Raw genomic sequence first — 14,395 nt, forward strand, 5'->3', positions numbered from 1 at the left:
CATGACCTCTCCCGTCCGTGATCATGGACTTCCGAAGCAGTCCGCCAAGCGCAGCCGCGTCCGCGCCCCCGAGCTCGTGGGCCGCCGCTGGGTGGGCACGGGCGGTGCCGACCTGTCCCTGGCCGACCTGCGCGGCCGCATCGTGCTGCTCGACTTCTGGACCAGCTGCTGCGTCAACTGCCAGCACGTCCTCGACGAGCTGCGCGAGCTGGAGCACGAGTTCGCCGACGTCCTCGTCGTCGTCGGGGTGCACTCCCCGAAGTTCGCCCACGAGGGGACCGTCGAGGCCGTCGACGCCGCGGTCCTGCGCTGGGACGTGCGCCACCCCGTCCTCGACGACCCGCAGCTGACCACCTGGCAGGCGTACGCGGCGCGCGCCTGGCCGACGCTGGCGGTGGTCGACCCGGAGGGCTACGTCGTCGCGTCGATGAGCGGCGAGGGCCACGCGCACGGGCTCGGGGTGCTGCTGCGCGAGCTCGTCGCCGAGCACGAGGCCAAGGGCACGCTGCGTCGGGGCGACCAGCCCTACGTCGCGCCGCCCGCCCCCGACTCCGCCTTCGCCCTGCCCACGGCGCTCCTGCCCCTGCCGGCGTCCGCCGGAGGCGGCTACCTGCTCTCCGACACCGCCCACCACCAGCTCGTCGTCCTCGACGACGACCTCGCCACCGAGCGCGCCCGCATCGGCACCGGCGAGCGCGGCCTCGTGGACGGCGGGCCCGACCAGGCCCGCCTGTCCGAGCCGGTGGGCCTGACGCTGCTGCCCGCCGACGTCGCGGCGCGCGTGGGGTGGGACGTGGCCGTGGCCGACTCCACCAACCACGCCGTGCGCGGGCTGCGCCTGGCCGACCTGTCGCTGGTGACGCTGGCGGGCACCGGCCGGCAGCTGCGCCGCCGCGAGGGCGGCGGCCCCGCGCTCGAGCAGGACCTGTCCACCCCGCTCGACACCGCCTGGTTCGACGACCAGCTGGTCATCGCCATGGCCGGCGTGCACCAGCTGTGGGCGCTCGACCCGGCCCCGGCGGGCCCGGCCGGCGCCGTGGACGCCACGGGCGGCGTGGTGCGGGTGCTCGCCGGCACCACCGCCGAGGGCCTGCGCGACGGCGCTGCCGAGCAGGCGTGGTTCGCGCAGACCGGCGCGCTGGAGACCTCCGCCGACGGCTCGCGGTTGTGGGTGCTGGACTCCGAGACGTCGGCGCTGCGCTGGCTGGAGCGCTCCGGCGGCGCCACCGGTGGACAGGTGGACCGCGAGGTGAAGGCCGTCGACGACGACCGCATGGCCAACGTCCTGCCCGTCGCGGGCGCCGGCTACGAGGTCGGCTCCGTGGTGGGCACCGGCCTGTTCGAGTTCGGCCTGCGCGACGGCGAGGCCGCTCAGGCGCTGCTGCAGCACCCCCTCGGCATCGCGCTGCTCCCCGACGGCTCCGTGGTGGTGGCTGACACGTACAACGGCGCGCTGCGCCGCTACGACCCCCTGGGGGGCGACGCGGGCGAGGTGACCACGCTGGCCCGCGACCTCGCGGAGCCGACGGCGGTGGCGGTGGAGCTGGACGACGACGGGCGAGCGGCGACCTTCGTCGTCGTCGAGAGCGCTGCGTCCCGTCTCACCCGCCTGCAGGTGCCGGCGGCAGCGTCGAAGCTGGCGGGGGAGGCGCAGCGCGTCAAGCGCCCGCCGACGCCGCTGGCGCCGGGCCCCGTGGCGCTGCGCGTGGCGTTCACCCCGCCGACCGGGCAGAAGCTCGACCACCGCTGGGGAGACCCGACGCGCCTGGTGGTCTCCTCCTCGCCGCCGGCCCTGCTGAGCGCGGGCGCCGGAGACGCCGAAGGGCTCACCCGCGACCTCGTCATCGACAGCTCCGCCCTGCATCCCGGGGCGACGGGCGTGCTGCACGTCTCGGTGCAGGCCGCCGCGTGCGACGGCGACCCGGTGACCGGTGAGGTGCCCGAGTTCGCCGCGTGCCACCTGTACCAGCAGGACTGGGGCATCCCCGTGGTCCTCGACCCCTCAGGTCCGTCCGAGCTCGCCCTCGACCTGCGCGGCGCCTGACCCTCCGAGCCCTTCTCGCGCTTTCCGCGGCAAGTGCGGAATGGACGGGGGTGCCTGGCGCAGCTTCCGCGGAAAGTGCGGGATGAGGGGGCGCGGGAGGGGCGGGTCAGCGCCAGGGGGCGGCGTGGCCGAGGTGCGCCAGCACCGCCAGCACGCGGCGGTGGTCGTCGTCGGTGACCACCAGGCCGAGCCGCCCGAAGATCGACGCGACGTGACCCTCCACGGTCCGCTGCGTCAGCCACAGGCGCCGGGCGATCCCGGCGTTGGTGCGCCCCTCCGCCATGAGCGCCAGCACCTCGCGCTCCCGCGGCGTCAGCGACCCCAGCGCACCGCTCGTGCCGGGCGCCTGCCCGCCCAGCAGCCGGCCCACCACCTCCGGGTCGAGCGCGGACCCGCCCGCGGCGACGCGGCGCAGGGCGTCGAGGAAGTCGTCGACGTCGAGGGCACGGTCCTTCAGGAGGTAGCCGAAGCGCCCCGAGCTCACCAGCTCCACCGAGTGCCGCACCTCCACGTGCTGCGAGAGCAGGACGATCCCCAGCGACGGGTGGCGGTGGCGCAGCTCCCGGGCGGCGCGGGCGCCGTCGTCGGTGAGGTCGGGTGGCATCCGCACGTCGATGACCGCCAGGTCCGGCTCGTGCTCCTCCACCGCTGCCAGGAGCGACGGCGCGTCGCCCGCCTTCCCGACGACGGCGTGGCCCGCGTCCTCCAGGAGCGCCGCCAGACCCTCGCGGAACAGCGGGGAGTCCTCCCCGATCACGATCCGCACGGCAGCCGCACCTCCACCACCGTGCCGGCGCCGGCGGGGCTGACCACGTGCAGCTCACCGCCCGCGGCGGCCACTCGGTCCGCCAGGCCCGCGAGTCCGGTGCCCCGGCGCAGCGCCGCTCCGCCGCAGCCGTCGTCACTGACCCGCACCACCAGCTGGTCCGCCCGCCGCGCCGCCGTGACGCCGATCCTCGCCGCGCCCGAGTGCTTGACGGCGTTGGTGACGGCCTCGCTGGCCACGTAGTAGGCGGTGGTGGCCACCGCCTCCGGCACGGCCCGTGGCCCACCACCGGCCGGCCCGTCGTCGTCGTCGAGGTCCACGGACAGGTCCACCCGCACCGGCACCCGCTCGACGAGGGAGCCGAGGGCCGCCCCCAGGCCGTCGCCGAGGCTGGAGGGGCGCAGTCCGTGCGCGACCTGCCGGAGCTCGGCCACCGCCGTCGCCAGCTGCTGCACCGCCCCGTCGAGCACCCCGTCGAGGGGGCCGCCCGGCGCCGCCCCTGGACCGACGACGTCGAGAGCACCGCTGGCGAGGTGCCGCTGCGCCAGCCGCAGGGACATCCCCAGCCCCACGAGGCGCTGCTGGGCGCCGTCGTGGAGGTCCTGCTCGAGGCGGCGGCGCTCCTCCAGGGAGGCGGCCAGCAGACGCCGCCGGCTCTCGGCGACCTCCCTCAGCGCCGAGGTCAGCCCCACGCGGAGGCGCACCACCTCCACGACGAGCGCGCTGGCCGCGGCGGCCTCCCGCAGCAGCACCCTGGACGGTCCGGGGGGTGCCACGAGCACCCCGACCGGCTCGCCGGCCACCTCGACGGGCACGACCTGCTCCTCCGGCGCGACCGGGGGCAGCGGAAGCCCGTCGGCGTCGACGTGCGGGTCGCCCGGACCGCCGCCGGGGAGCCGGTAGCCGACCCGGACGGGCCCGTCGAAGGCCTCCGCCAGCACCGCCTGCAGCTGCTCCGGGCGCACCAGCCCGGCGTGGGCGCGCGCCTCCAAGGAGGCCACGGCCCTGAGGACGCGGTGCCGGGCCGGGTCGACCCGGTGGTCCACCACCCGCCGCAGGCGCGCTCGGACGGGGGAGAGCGCAGCGGCGCACACGGCGGTGGTCGCTGCGGCCAGCACCGGGGAGTCGCGCCCCAGCCACAGCCCGCCCACGAACGCCGCCAGCGTGTAGACGCCCAGCAGCGCGGCCGACAGCAGCGCGTACGTGGTGGTGGCGGCGAGCGCCCTGTCGACGTCGTACAGGTCGTGCCGGAGCACCGCGACGCCCGTGGCCGCCGGGATCGCCACGCCGATCGCCACCAGCCCCGGTACCACGAGGTCCGGTCCGTCGAGCACCACGGAGGACAGCCAGCACAGGAGCAGCGTCAGCGGCACGAGCGTCGCGCCCAGGAGGAACCACGTGAGCTGGGCCCGCTCCACGCCCGCGCTGCGCCGGTACCGGCGCACAGCCGCCACGAGGGAGACGACGAGCAGGGTGAGCAGCGCGAACGGCGCCGCCGTCCACACCGCCGTCGCCGCCGCGCTGACCGCAGGTCCCAACGGGAGCGGTGCGGGTACGCCGGGGAAGTGCGTGCTCGGCGCTGGCACGAGCAGCAGCGCCGCCAGGTGCGCCAGCGGCACGGCCACCACGCCCACCGCCACCGGGCGCCACCGGCGGCTGAGCAGCTGGCCCGTGGGGAACAGGAGCAGCAGCAGCGCCGGCGGGACGTACCAGGCCATCCAGCTGGCCTCTGCCAGTGCCGCACCCCACGGCGTCGGCTCCAGCGCCGGAGCGGGTGCGGTGACGAGCGCCGTCCAGGCGTCGCTGACCCCGACGAGGCACGGCACCAGCCCCTGCAGGCCGAGCAGCGCCGCCACGGGGCTGCTCGGGCGCCGCACCCCGACCACCACGGCGACGGCGAGCGAGGCGAGCCCCACGAGGTCCATGAGCGCCAGGTAGAGGACGGGGACGACGACGGGGTCGAGCAGCGCCAGGCGGGCGGTGGCGACCACGCACGCCAGCGCGGCGGCGGTGCAGGTCAGCGCCGCGGCCAGGCCCGGTCCGAGCGCTGCGGTCCGGGCCTGCAGGTGGAGCTGCTCCGCGGCCACGGGCCGACGGTAGGACCGCGCGGCGCCGGTGGACAGGGGGCCAGCACGGGGGGCGCGGTCAGGTGGCCGCACGGCAGACCCGCCGGCCCCTCCGGCGCCACGGTGGCGGCGTCCACCTCGCAGCACGTCCGTCGTCGTCCCGCCCGGAGGTCTCCCGTGAAGCGATCCGCAGCCCTCGTCACCGGCCTGGTGCTCAACGCCCTGTCCGGCCTGTCCGGCATCCCGACGCTCCTCGACCCGACGATGGGCCCGGCGCCGGTGGTGATCAACGTGGTCACCGGCGTGCTCGGCATCGTCACGCTCGTCGGTGTGGTGCTCGTCTGGCGCTGGCGCAGCGGCCGGGTCGGCCTGGGCGTCGCGCTCATCGCGGTCAGCCAGGTGCTCGACGTCATGACCGCCGTCCCGGCCTTCTTCGCCGACATCCCCGCCGGCTACAAGGCGGCCATCGCCGCCGGCGTGGTGCTCACGCTGCTCGGCGTCGCGCTCGTGCTCCCCGCCCGCCGCGCCGCGGCGCTCAGAGCAGCGGCGGCGTGAGCAGGGCCTCGCTGCCGATCGAGCACCTCCTGCTTCCCCGGGAGACCCGCTGTGGACCCGTTCGTGCTCGGCCTGCTCGTCGGTCTCGCCTCGGCCGCACCCCTCGGCCCGCAGAACGCCTACCTGCTCCAGGCGGGCCTCCAGCTCCCGACCACCAGGGCGTGGGGGGCCGCCGCCCTGGTGGTCGGGCTCGACGTCTCCGTCTCCCTCACCGGAGCGCTCCTGGCCGGGCGCCTGCTGTCCGCGGCACCGGGACTGCGGGTGCCCGCCCTCGCCGTCGGCGCGGCGGTCCTGCTGCTCATGGGCGGGCAGATCCTGTGGCGCACCCGCCCCCGTCGTCGTCCTCGACACCTCCTGGGAGCCACGACGTCGGAGGGCTCCCCGGCGTCGTGGAGCCGGCGCCGCCTCGTGCTGGGCGCGCTCGCGGTCACGTGGCTCAACCCGTCGGCGCTGCTCGACTCGTCGCTGCTGTTCGGCGGGCTGGTCGCGGCGACGCGGCTGGCTGACCTGCCGGCGCTGGTGCTCGGGCTGTGCGCGGCCTCCGCGCTGTGGACCGCCGGCTTCATGGCGGTGCTGCGGGCGGTGCGGGCGCGGCTGGTCGAGCGGGCGCGGTGCTGGGTGGAGCGTGCAGCGGGCGCGGTGGTCGTGGTGGTGGGGGTGCGCTTCGCCGCCCAGGTCTTCGGCGCCCTGTGACCGGGCCCCAGGGGTCAGCGGTACTGGCTGACCATCACCGCGGTGGTGCCGGGCTCCAGGGGGTGGAACGTGTGCGGCAGGTCGGCGGGGTAGGCGACGTAGTCGCCAGGGCCGAGCTCGACCGGGTCCTCGAGGATCCCCGCGAGCGCGCGGCCGGTGGCGATGACGAGGTGCTCGACCGTGCCGGTGGCGTGCGGCTCGGAGTTGCGGGGAGGGCCCGGCTCAGCGGCGATGCGGTAGACGTCGAAGCTCACGCCGGGCGTGCTCGCCGCCAGCAGCGTGGCGCGGAAGTGCGCGCTCTCGGCGGCCAGCGTGGGCCCCTCGCCGGCGCGGAGCACGCGCACGGCCGGAGCGGGCGGGTCGACCAGGGCGGAGAACGGCACCCCCAGCGCGGTGGCCAGCGACCACAGCGTCTCGACGCTGGGGTTGGCCGAGCCGGACTCCAGCTGGGACAGCGTCGACTTGGCGACGCCGGCGCGAGCGGCCAGGTCTCCCATCGACAGCCCCGACCGCTGCCGGTGCTGGCGCAGCGCGGCGGCGATGGCGGCGATCGGCGCACCGCCGCCGGCGGGTGCCGTCGCCTTGTTCGGTTCGTTGGTCATGCGGTTCGCCTTGACGAACGTCGTCCCATGCACCCATCCTCGCAGAGTGCGTTCGTCACACCGAACAGTCGGTATCGCAGACCGGATATCTGACCGCGTCCGAGAGGTCGACAGGACGCTCCTGCGCGACGTCCTGCTGGTCTGCGCCGCTGACGGCGTCGTCGGCCTCTCCTTCGGCGCGGTGGCCGTCGCCTCGGGCACCCCGCTGTGGGTGCCCGTGCTCCTCTCGGTGGTCGTCTTCGCCGGCGCCAGCCAGTTCGTCTTCGTCGCTCTGGTCACCGGCGGCTCGTCTCCGCTGGTCGCCGCCCTCACCGGGGTCGTGCTGAACGCGCGGATGGTGCCGCTCGGGATGGGCGTGGCCGACATCGTCCCCCGCACCGGGTGGCGGCGCCTCGTGGCCGCGCACCTGCTCACCGACGAGTCGGCCGCCTTCACCCTCCCGCGCCGCGACCCCGCCGAGCGGCGTGCGGCGTTCTGGCTGACCGGGGTGCTGCTGTTCGTCCTGTGGAACGCCGGGGTGCTGGTCGGTGCGGCGCTCGGCGGCACCGTGCTGGCCTCCGTCGACCCCGGCACCCTCGGGCTCGACGCGGCGTTCCCCGCCGTCCTGCTGGCGCTGCTCGTGCCCGCGCTGCGCACCCGGGCCGACCGGCGGACGGCGCTGACCGGCGCCGTCGTCGCCGTCGCTGCCGTCCCGCTGCTCCCGGCCGGTCTGCCCGCCGTCGCCGCGGTGCTCGGGGTGCTCGCCGGTCGCGCGCGGTCGCCGCGGGGAGGTGCCCGGTGACCTGGGGACCGGAGCACTGGGTGGGCCTGGCGCTGCTGGCCGCCGCCACCTTCGCGCTGCGCCTGCTCGGCCCGTGGCTGGCCGCTCGCGTCGGCGGCGGACCCCGGGCGGAGAGCACGGACGCCCTGCTCGCCGGGCTGGCGGTCGCGGTGCTCGCGGGCCTCGTGGTGACGCAGGCCCTGTTCGACGGCCGCGAGGCGGCGGGCTGGGCCCGGCCGCTCGGGGTCGTCGTCGCCGGGGTCCTGGTGTGGCGGAAGGCGCCGTTCCTGCTCGTGGTGCTCGCGGCGGCCGCCACCACGGCGCTCCTTCGCCTGCTCGGCCTCCCCTGACCCGCCCCTCCTCTTCCTCCCCCCCCGGCAGGGCACGTGGAGTGCGAAGTGCCCACCAGGGGGGCGCGTCGGAGGTGCGGCGGGGTGCCCCGGCAGCGCAGAGTGCTCGCGTGGCACCGAAGGCACCGGCCGAAGAGCTCGACGTCGACGGCGTCGCCGTCAGGTTCACCAGCCCCGACAAGGTCGTCTTCCCGGCGCTCGGCGCCGGCGGCGGCACCAAGCGGCACCTCGTGGAGTACTACCGCTCCGTCGCGCAGCGCGGCGAGGACGGCGAGCTCGGCCCGCTGGTGCGCGCCCTGCTCGACAGGCCCACCTACGTGCAGCGCTTCCCCGACGGGGTGGACGGCGAGGAGGTCTACCAGAAGCGCGTCCCGCCGCACGCTCCCTCGTACGTGCGCACCACGCGGGTGACCTTCCCCTCCGGTCGCCACGCCGACGCGATGCGCGTCGACGCCGCCGCACCCCTGGTGTGGGCCGCCCAGATGTCCACCGTGACGTTCCACCCCTGGCCGACCCGCGCCTCCGACCACAACCCCGACGCCGTCGAGCACCCCGACGAGCTGCGCATCGACCTCGACCCGCAGCCGGGCACCGGCTTCGCCGAGGCCCGCGCCGTCGCGCTCGACGTCGTCCAGCCCCTCCTCGCCGAGCTCGGGTACGCAGGGTTCCCCAAGACCTCCGGCGGCCGCGGTGTGCACGTCTACGTGCGCATCGATCCGCGCTGGGAGATCAAGCAGGTCAGGACCGCTGCCATCGCCTTCGCCCGCGAGGTCGAGCGGCGCGCCGGCGGCCGCGTGACCACGGCCTGGTGGAAGGAGCAGCGGACCAGCGCGATCTTCGTGGACTACAACCAGAACGCCCGCGACCACACCATCGCCTCGGCGTACTCGGTGCGCCGCACCCCCCGCGCGACCGTCTCCACCCCGGTGACGTGGGAGGAGCTGGCCGACGTCGAGCCCGACGACCTCACCATGGCCACCGTCCCCGCGCTGCTGGCGCGCCGCGGGGACCCGATGCGCGCCCTGGACGACGCCCACCACGACCTCACCCCGCTGCTGGAGATGGCCGAGCGCGACGCCGCCGCCGGTGAGGGCGAGATGCCGTTCCCGCCCAACCACCCCAAGCAGGACGGCGAGCCCAAGCGGGTGCAGCCGAGCCGCGACCGCGCCCGCCCCGGCGGCCCGGAGGACCCCTCCCGGGGCTGAGCCCCGGACCGCGACCGGGCGACCGGTCGCGGTTCCGGGAGGGGCTGGAACCACGACCGGGCGACCGGTTGCGGTGAGCGGCGCGCCCGTCCGGGTGAGGGGGTCCACCTCGGCTGGTGGCCGCGAGCGGCGCTCCCACCATCGACGTCATGGGACTCGGAACGGGCATCTTCCTGCTGGTCGTCGGCGCGATCCTCGCCTTCGGCGTGCGTGACGGCGTCGAGGCGGTGGACCTCACCGCCATCGGCTGGATCTGCATGGGCGCGGGAGCGCTGTCGCTGGTGCTCGTGCTGGCGCTGAGCCGCCGCCGGGGCCGCGTCACCAGCAGCACCTACGTCGAGCGCCACGACGGTGTGCCGCCGGGCGCCTGACCGCTCCCGCACAGCCCGCGGGCAGGCGGTGCGCAGTCCCCGCACGTAGCGTGGAGGCGACGCCCACCCGCCCTGCGAGGAGAGTGACCACGATGGGCTTCCTGGACCGACTGCTCGGCCGCGAGGACCGCTCCACCAGCCAGCGCCCGAGCACGGGCTACCCGGCGGCGCCGGGCCAGCAGGCGGGCTACGGCCAGCCGACCGGCTACCGCACCGACCACCCGACCGGTGGCCAGCCCGTCAGCCAGCAGCAGCGGGCGCCGCAGGGGCGGCCGATGAGCGACGACGAGCGCGCCGTGGAGCGGTACCGCTACCTGCTGCGCACCGCCCCGCCGGAGCAGATCGAGCAGGCGCACGCCGAGGCGTTCGCCAAGCTCACCCCGGCCCAGCGCCAGCAGGTGCTGTCCGAGCTGGGCAGCCAGGTGCCCGCGAACGAGCGCGCTCGCACCGACGACCCGCGCGACCTGGCTCGCATGGCCACCCGTGCCGAGATGCGCCAGCCCGGCACGCTCGAGCGCAGCTTCTCCGGCGGCGGGATGGGCGGGATGGGCGGCGGCCGAGGCCTCGGCATGGGCGCGGTCATCGGCGGCAGCCTGCTGGCCGGTGTCGCCGGTGCCTTCGTGGGCACGGCCATCGCCGACGCGATGTTCGACGGTTTCGACGAGAACGAGTACGCCCAGGGCTTCGAGGACGGCGCCCAGGCCGACGTGGCGGCTGACGGCGGCGACCCCGGCTACGACGGCGGTGGCTACGACGACGCGGGTTTCGACGGCGGCGGGTTCGACGGTGGGGGCGACTTCGGAGGCGGCGACTTCGACGTCTGACCCCGCCACCCCTCAGGACGACGACGAAGGCCCCCGCTCACCGAGCGGGGGCCTTCGTGGTGCTGAGAGCGGACGACGGGAATCGAACCCGCGCTATCAGCTTGGGAAGCTGAAGTTCTACCATTGAACTACGTCCGCGTGGCGCCTCGTCGAGACGACCGCCACCAGGGTAGCAAGCCCGGCCGGACGCCTCAGACGGCGTCCCTCTTGTAGCCGAAGAACGACCGCTTGCAGATGAGCTCGGCCACCTCGGTGGGGACCATGTCCTGCCAGGTCTCGTCGTGCGCGGCGATCCGCTTGAGCACGTCGCGGGACAGGATCGAGAGGTACTCGGGGTCGTAGTCGGCCAGGTGCACGAAGCTGCCGCGACCCGAGAGGTAGTCGAAGAGGGGCTGGAGCTCCTCCCCGACCTCCATGTCCTCGACGGTCACGACCTCGCCGGTCTCGATGTCCTTCTTGGGGTACACGAACAGCTTCAGCTCGTTCTTGAGCAGCCGTCCCCAGCTCTCGAGGAGGCCGCCGGGCAGGTGCGCGTGGGTCTCCTCGCGGAAGAGGGCCTCCAGGCTCGGCACGCCCATGACCATGCCGATGCGCTCGCTGGTGCGGGCCTGCAGGTAGGCCGCGAGCCGGTGGTAGTCGGCGAAGTTGGAGATGAGCACGGTGCTGCCGGTGGCCGAGAGGAGGTCGGCGCGGGCGAGGAAGTCGCGCCGGTCCACCTTGGAGCCGCCCGCCAGCAGGTTGCTCATCGTCAGCTCGGTGAGCACGAGCACCCGCTTGCCGGCCACGTCCGGGTCCTTGGCGAACTCGCGCTTGGCGCACTCGAGCATGTCGATGTTGACGTTGGTCGGCGGGCGGAAGCTGCCGCGCTCCACGAGCACGGGGCGCTTGCGCAGCGCCTCGGAGGGCTGGAGCACCTCGCGGTCAGCGCTGAACATCGCCACGCCGGACAGGCCCAGGTTCACCAGCTGCAGGGCCATGAGGCGGTTGTCCACGCTGCGGAACTCGATGCCCGAGAACTTGATCATGTCGACCTCGATGCGCCCCGTGTTGAGGCGGTCGAGGAGGCTGGCGACCACCTGGTCGGGCTCGGCGCGCTCGAAGAAGGCGGCGTGGAGGAGGTTCACGCCGACGATGCCGAGCGCCTCCTGCTGCTGCGCGGCGTCGTCGTCGAGCATCCGGACGTGGATGAGGATCTCGTTCGGCTCGTCCTCGGGGTGCGCCTGGAAGCGCACGCCCATCCAGCCGTGGCACTCGTTGCCGCCGCGGTAGCTGCGCGCCACCACGGTGTCGGCGAAGGCGAAGAAGCAGGTGTCGTCACCGCGGGCCTCGGAGAGGCGCTCCACGTTGAGCGTGTACTCGTGCTCGAGCATCGCCTGCAGGCGGCCCTGGGAGACGTAGCGGTCGGAGCGGCCGTAGACGGCGTCGGAGACGGCCATGTCGTACGCCGACATGGTCTTGGCGATCGTGCCGGCGGCACCGCCCGCGCGGAAGAACCAGCGGGCGACCTCCTGGCCGGCGCCGATCTCGGCGATGGTGCCGTACCAGCGCGGGTCGAGGTTGATCCTCAGCGCCTTCTGAAGCGTGTCCTCGCCGACGTCCATGCCGCCCATCCCGTCGTCCCCCGTCCGTCCCCCGGGCCCCGGCAGGGGCTCGGACCTCGCAGTGAGCGGTCCTCGTCGACACAGCACTCGTCGGTGCCGATGATGGCGCGCCCAGGGCGGTTCGACCACCTCCCCCGGCAGAACCGGGGGCGTCGGTCTGGTCACCCGCACGTGTCATCGGCGCGTCGGGCCCGTGACTGGAGCCCACTACGGTGGCGCCGTGCTCCTCTCCGACCGGGACCTCCACGCCGAGGTCGACGCCGGCCGCGTGGTGCTGGACCCGTGGGACCCCGCGATGGTGCAGCCCTCCAGCATCGACGTCCGCCTCGACAGGTTCTTCCGGCTGTTCGACAACCACAAGTACGCCGTCATCGACCCGGCGCAGGAGCAGCCCGAGCTGACGCGGCTGGTCGAGGTGGACCCGGGTGAGGCCTTCGTGCTGCACCCCGGCGAGTTCGTCCTGGCGTCGACCTACGAGGCGGTGACCGTCCCGCACGACCTGGCCTGCCGCGTCGAGGGGAAGAGCTCGTACGGCCGGCTGGGCCTCGTGACCCACTCCACGGCCGGCTTCGTCGACCCCGGCTTCTCCGGTCACATCACCCTCGAGCTGAGCAACGTGGCGACGCTCCCGATCAAGCTGTGGCCGGGCATGAAGATCGGTCAGCTGTGCTTCTTCCGGCTGACGAGCCCGGCGGAGCACCCCTACGGCAGCGCGGAGTACGGGTCCCGCTACCAGGGCCAGCGCGGGCCGACGGCCTCGCGCTCCTTCCTCAACTTCCACCGGTCCGACGTGCACGGGCCCGCCGTGCCCGACCCGGCCTGACCCCGGGCGTCCGCCGTGGCCTCCCTCGTCCTCGGGCGTGACGCCGGGCGCGCGCTGGCGGGGCACCACCTGCTCCTCCTGCCCGACGAGCTGCCGGAGGCCGTGGTCCTGGGGCTGGTCCGCGCCCGCCACCCTGACGTCGTCCCCCTGGGCGGTGCCACCTGGCGGCTGGGCCGCTGGACCACGCTGCGCGGTCCGCTGCTCCTGGACGCCGCCGCAGCGGCGGGAGCGGCGGTCCCCGACCCGTGGCGCTGCGCCTGGGTGCTGGAGTGCCCGGTGGAGCGCGGCGACCCGCCGCTGGCGGGCACCACCGACCGCGAGGGCCTGCACCGCGCCTTCCCCGACGGGCTGCCGGTCATGGCGGAGCGCCGCACCCTCGACCTGGCGCTCGCGCTGGCGCGCCGCCTCGAGGGCGCGGTCCGCGTGGCCGCGCAGCCGTCGGGCCAGGGCTGGGCCCTGCTGCGACCCGACCCGCTGTCCTGGGTGGACCGGACCGTGCTCAGCCCCCGCTGGGTGGCCCCCGAGGACGCCCTGGACATCGCCGCGCACGCCGTCCCCGGGGTGGAGCTGGCCGTGGAGGGCACGGCGTGGGAGGGGCTCACGCCGGAGGCGGTCGCAGCCCTGGAGAGCACCCACGACGACGACGCACCCCCGCCCGAGGCGCGCGAGGCGCTGCACGTGGCTGCGGACGCCCGGGACGCCGCCGTCGCAGCGGGCGAGGACGTGCTGGACGCGTACGCGCTCGTCGTCCCCCTGCCCGAGGGAGGGCTGGTCCAGCTGGAGGTGGCGGGGGTGACCGAGCCACCGCCCGCGCTGCACGGGGTGCCGTGGGCCGGCGAGGCCGTGACCTACAACGCCGTGTGGTGGCCCGACGACCCGGCCGCCGCCGAGCACGAGGTCCCGGCTCTCGACGTCCGCCGGGCACGGGCCCGCGCCGGTGCGGTCGTCCAGACCCTGACTGACGCCATCGCCCGCGAGGTCGGCGGAGTGGTGGTGGACGCCGACGGCTTCCCGCTGGCGTAGCGGGACACCTGCGAGGCGCGGGCTAGAGGAGCACCTCGCCGAGCCAGCGCACCACCGGGCCGAGCAGCACGGCCAGCACCGGTGCCGCCGCGCCGAGCATCCCCAGCACCACCAGGCCCGCCACGACGCGAGCCAGCAGCGAGGGACGCCCCGCTCCCGGCTCCCGCAGCGACCTCAGCAGCCCGTCCACACGAGCCCCCCGGTGCCCGGCCGCTCCTCCGCGGTCAGGCGCTGACGTCCTGCATCTTCTTGGGCAGGTGGCCCGCGCTCTTCTCGTAGAACTTCGCGGCCTGGCGGGTGGCGAGCATGCGCACCACGCCCACGAGGGCCCCGGAGACCACGGCCCAGCCGACGGCCTCCGCGAGCGCGACGTGGGGGCTGAGGGGGTTGGCCGGGGGCTGCTTGCCGGTGGCGAGCACCCACAGCTTCTTGATGACGGAGCGCGCGGCCGACTGCGCCGCCAGACCGCTGCCCGTGCCCAGCACGGTCCACACGAGGTTTCCCACGGCGCCAGCCTCCCAAGCCAGCTGGGAGCCGTCCAGCGGAGGCAGTACCGTTGCCCCGATCGACAGGGGAGCGCCCACCTCGCGGGAGGCGCTGAGAGTGCGGGAGACCGCAGACCCTCGAACCTGATCCGGTTCACACCGGCGTAGGGAGTCGAGCTTTCTGCCGCCGCCGTGGCGTCCGGACCCGGGCGCGACGGCGCGGCACC

16 protein-coding genes, 1 tRNA gene and 1 riboswitch are annotated in these 14,395 nt (G+C 75.3%); of the genes, 10 read left to right on the top strand and 7 right to left on the bottom strand.

From position 1 onward, the window contains the following. The first annotated feature begins 1 nt into the window (after nucleotide 1). Nucleotides 2-2,044, top strand: coding sequence for an NHL domain-containing thioredoxin family protein (locus FMM08_RS11230; RefSeq protein ID WP_147926452.1), 2,043 nt, complete (start codon nucleotides 2-4; stop codon nucleotides 2,042-2,044). A 106-nt stretch (nucleotides 2,045-2,150) separates the two neighbouring features. Here FMM08_RS11230 and FMM08_RS11235 read toward each other — a convergent pair whose 3' ends face one another. After that, nucleotides 2,151-2,810 (bottom strand): response regulator, encoded by a 660-nt coding sequence (locus FMM08_RS11235; RefSeq protein WP_147926453.1) that lies wholly within the window; start codon nucleotides 2,808-2,810, stop codon nucleotides 2,151-2,153. Further along, on the bottom strand, nucleotides 2,798-4,897 hold the full coding sequence (locus FMM08_RS11240) for a sensor histidine kinase (RefSeq protein ID WP_147926454.1): 2,100 nt from the start codon (nucleotides 4,895-4,897) through the stop codon (nucleotides 2,798-2,800). The genes FMM08_RS11235 and FMM08_RS11240 overlap by 13 nt, the downstream gene beginning before the upstream one ends. Before the next feature lie 156 nt (nucleotides 4,898-5,053). On the opposite strand from FMM08_RS11240, the gene FMM08_RS11245 reads away from it, so the two are divergent. Together FMM08_RS11245 and FMM08_RS11250 are read left to right on the top strand one after the other, a co-directional pair. Further along, nucleotides 5,054-5,431: a hypothetical protein gene (locus FMM08_RS11245; protein WP_147926455.1), complete on the top strand. Its 378-nt coding sequence runs from the start codon at nucleotides 5,054-5,056 to the stop codon at nucleotides 5,429-5,431. Nucleotides 5,432-5,482: 51 nt separating this feature from the next. Next, nucleotides 5,483-6,124: a LysE/ArgO family amino acid transporter gene (locus FMM08_RS11250; protein ID WP_147926456.1), complete on the top strand. Its 642-nt coding sequence runs from the start codon at nucleotides 5,483-5,485 to the stop codon at nucleotides 6,122-6,124. A gap of 14 nt (nucleotides 6,125-6,138) precedes the next feature. Here FMM08_RS11250 and FMM08_RS11255 read toward each other — a convergent pair whose 3' ends face one another. Further along, entirely contained in the window at nucleotides 6,139-6,726 is a 588-nt protein-coding gene (locus tag FMM08_RS11255; protein WP_147926457.1) for a helix-turn-helix domain-containing protein, read from the bottom strand. A 46-nt stretch (nucleotides 6,727-6,772) separates the two neighbouring features. On the opposite strand from FMM08_RS11255, the gene FMM08_RS11260 reads away from it, so the two are divergent. The 5 genes from FMM08_RS11260 (at nucleotide 6,773) to FMM08_RS11280 (ending at nucleotide 10,236) form a co-directional block, all read left to right on the top strand. Then, the gene (locus FMM08_RS11260) at nucleotides 6,773-7,507 is read left to right on the top strand and encodes an AzlC family ABC transporter permease (RefSeq protein ID WP_222710674.1); all 735 of its coding nucleotides are present in this window, start codon (nucleotides 6,773-6,775) and stop codon (nucleotides 7,505-7,507) included. Next, nucleotides 7,504-7,836, top strand: coding sequence for an AzlD domain-containing protein (locus FMM08_RS11265; RefSeq protein ID WP_222710675.1), 333 nt, complete (start codon nucleotides 7,504-7,506; stop codon nucleotides 7,834-7,836). Before FMM08_RS11260 ends, FMM08_RS11265 begins: the two co-directional genes overlap by 4 nt. A gap of 110 nt (nucleotides 7,837-7,946) precedes the next feature. Then, entirely contained in the window at nucleotides 7,947-9,041 is a 1,095-nt protein-coding gene (locus tag FMM08_RS11270; protein ID WP_147926459.1) for a DNA polymerase domain-containing protein, read from the top strand. Nucleotides 9,042-9,190: 149 nt separating this feature from the next. After that, nucleotides 9,191-9,412 carry a DUF6458 family protein gene (locus tag FMM08_RS11275; protein WP_147926460.1) on the top strand — a complete coding sequence of 74 codons (222 nt, stop codon included), beginning with the start codon at nucleotides 9,191-9,193 and terminating at the stop codon, nucleotides 9,410-9,412. Nucleotides 9,413-9,504: 92 nt separating this feature from the next. Beyond that, nucleotides 9,505-10,236, top strand: coding sequence for a hypothetical protein (locus FMM08_RS11280; RefSeq protein ID WP_147926461.1), 732 nt, complete (start codon nucleotides 9,505-9,507; stop codon nucleotides 10,234-10,236). Between the two features lie 67 nt (nucleotides 10,237-10,303). On the opposite strand, the gene FMM08_RS11285 is transcribed toward FMM08_RS11280, so the two are convergent. Then, nucleotides 10,304-10,374 (bottom strand) — tRNA-Gly (locus tag FMM08_RS11285). A 53-nt stretch (nucleotides 10,375-10,427) separates the two neighbouring features. Beyond that, on the bottom strand, nucleotides 10,428-11,837 hold the full coding sequence (locus FMM08_RS11290) for a TonB-dependent receptor (RefSeq protein ID WP_147926462.1): 1,410 nt from the start codon (nucleotides 11,835-11,837) through the stop codon (nucleotides 10,428-10,430). A gap of 220 nt (nucleotides 11,838-12,057) precedes the next feature. Here FMM08_RS11290 and dcd point away from each other — a divergent pair, with 220 nt between their 5' ends. Next, nucleotides 12,058-12,660 carry a dCTP deaminase gene (gene dcd, locus FMM08_RS11295; RefSeq protein WP_147926463.1) on the top strand — a complete coding sequence of 201 codons (603 nt, stop codon included), beginning with the start codon at nucleotides 12,058-12,060 and terminating at the stop codon, nucleotides 12,658-12,660. Between the two features lie 15 nt (nucleotides 12,661-12,675). After that, nucleotides 12,676-13,683 carry a hypothetical protein gene (locus FMM08_RS11300; protein ID WP_147926464.1) on the top strand — a complete coding sequence of 336 codons (1,008 nt, stop codon included), beginning with the start codon at nucleotides 12,676-12,678 and terminating at the stop codon, nucleotides 13,681-13,683. Nucleotides 13,684-13,705: 22 nt separating this feature from the next. Here the strand turns inward: FMM08_RS11300 and FMM08_RS23025 are convergent, their stop codons facing one another. Beyond that, entirely contained in the window at nucleotides 13,706-13,873 is a 168-nt protein-coding gene (locus tag FMM08_RS23025) for a hypothetical protein (protein ID WP_187279697.1), read from the bottom strand. Between the two features lie 34 nt (nucleotides 13,874-13,907). After that, nucleotides 13,908-14,189 carry a DUF4235 domain-containing protein gene (locus FMM08_RS11305; protein WP_147926465.1) on the bottom strand — a complete coding sequence of 94 codons (282 nt, stop codon included), beginning with the start codon at nucleotides 14,187-14,189 and terminating at the stop codon, nucleotides 13,908-13,910. A 54-nt stretch (nucleotides 14,190-14,243) separates the two neighbouring features. Then, nucleotides 14,244-14,356: riboswitch (TPP riboswitch) on the top strand. Nucleotides 14,357-14,395 lie beyond the last annotated feature (39 nt).

This window comes from Quadrisphaera setariae (assembly GCF_008041935.1).
In the GTDB taxonomy this organism is placed as follows: Bacteria; Actinomycetota; Actinomycetes; order Actinomycetales; family Quadrisphaeraceae; genus Quadrisphaera; species Quadrisphaera setariae.

Excerpts from the sequence above, each read along its gene's own strand:
- FMM08_RS11290 (WP_147926462.1), bottom strand. The coding sequence starts at position 11,837 with ATGGACGTCGGCGAGGACACGCTTCAGAAGGCGCTGAGGATCAACCTC.
- FMM08_RS11255 (WP_147926457.1), bottom strand. The coding sequence starts at position 6,726 with ATGACCAACGAACCGAACAAGGCGACGGCACCCGCCGGCGGCGGTGCG.
- FMM08_RS11280 (WP_147926461.1), top strand. The coding sequence starts at position 9,505 with ATGGGCTTCCTGGACCGACTGCTCGGCCGCGAGGACCGCTCCACCAGC.
- FMM08_RS11230 (WP_147926452.1), top strand. The coding sequence starts at position 2 with ATGACCTCTCCCGTCCGTGATCATGGACTTCCGAAGCAGTCCGCCAAG.
- FMM08_RS11275 (WP_147926460.1), top strand. The coding sequence starts at position 9,191 with ATGGGACTCGGAACGGGCATCTTCCTGCTGGTCGTCGGCGCGATCCTC.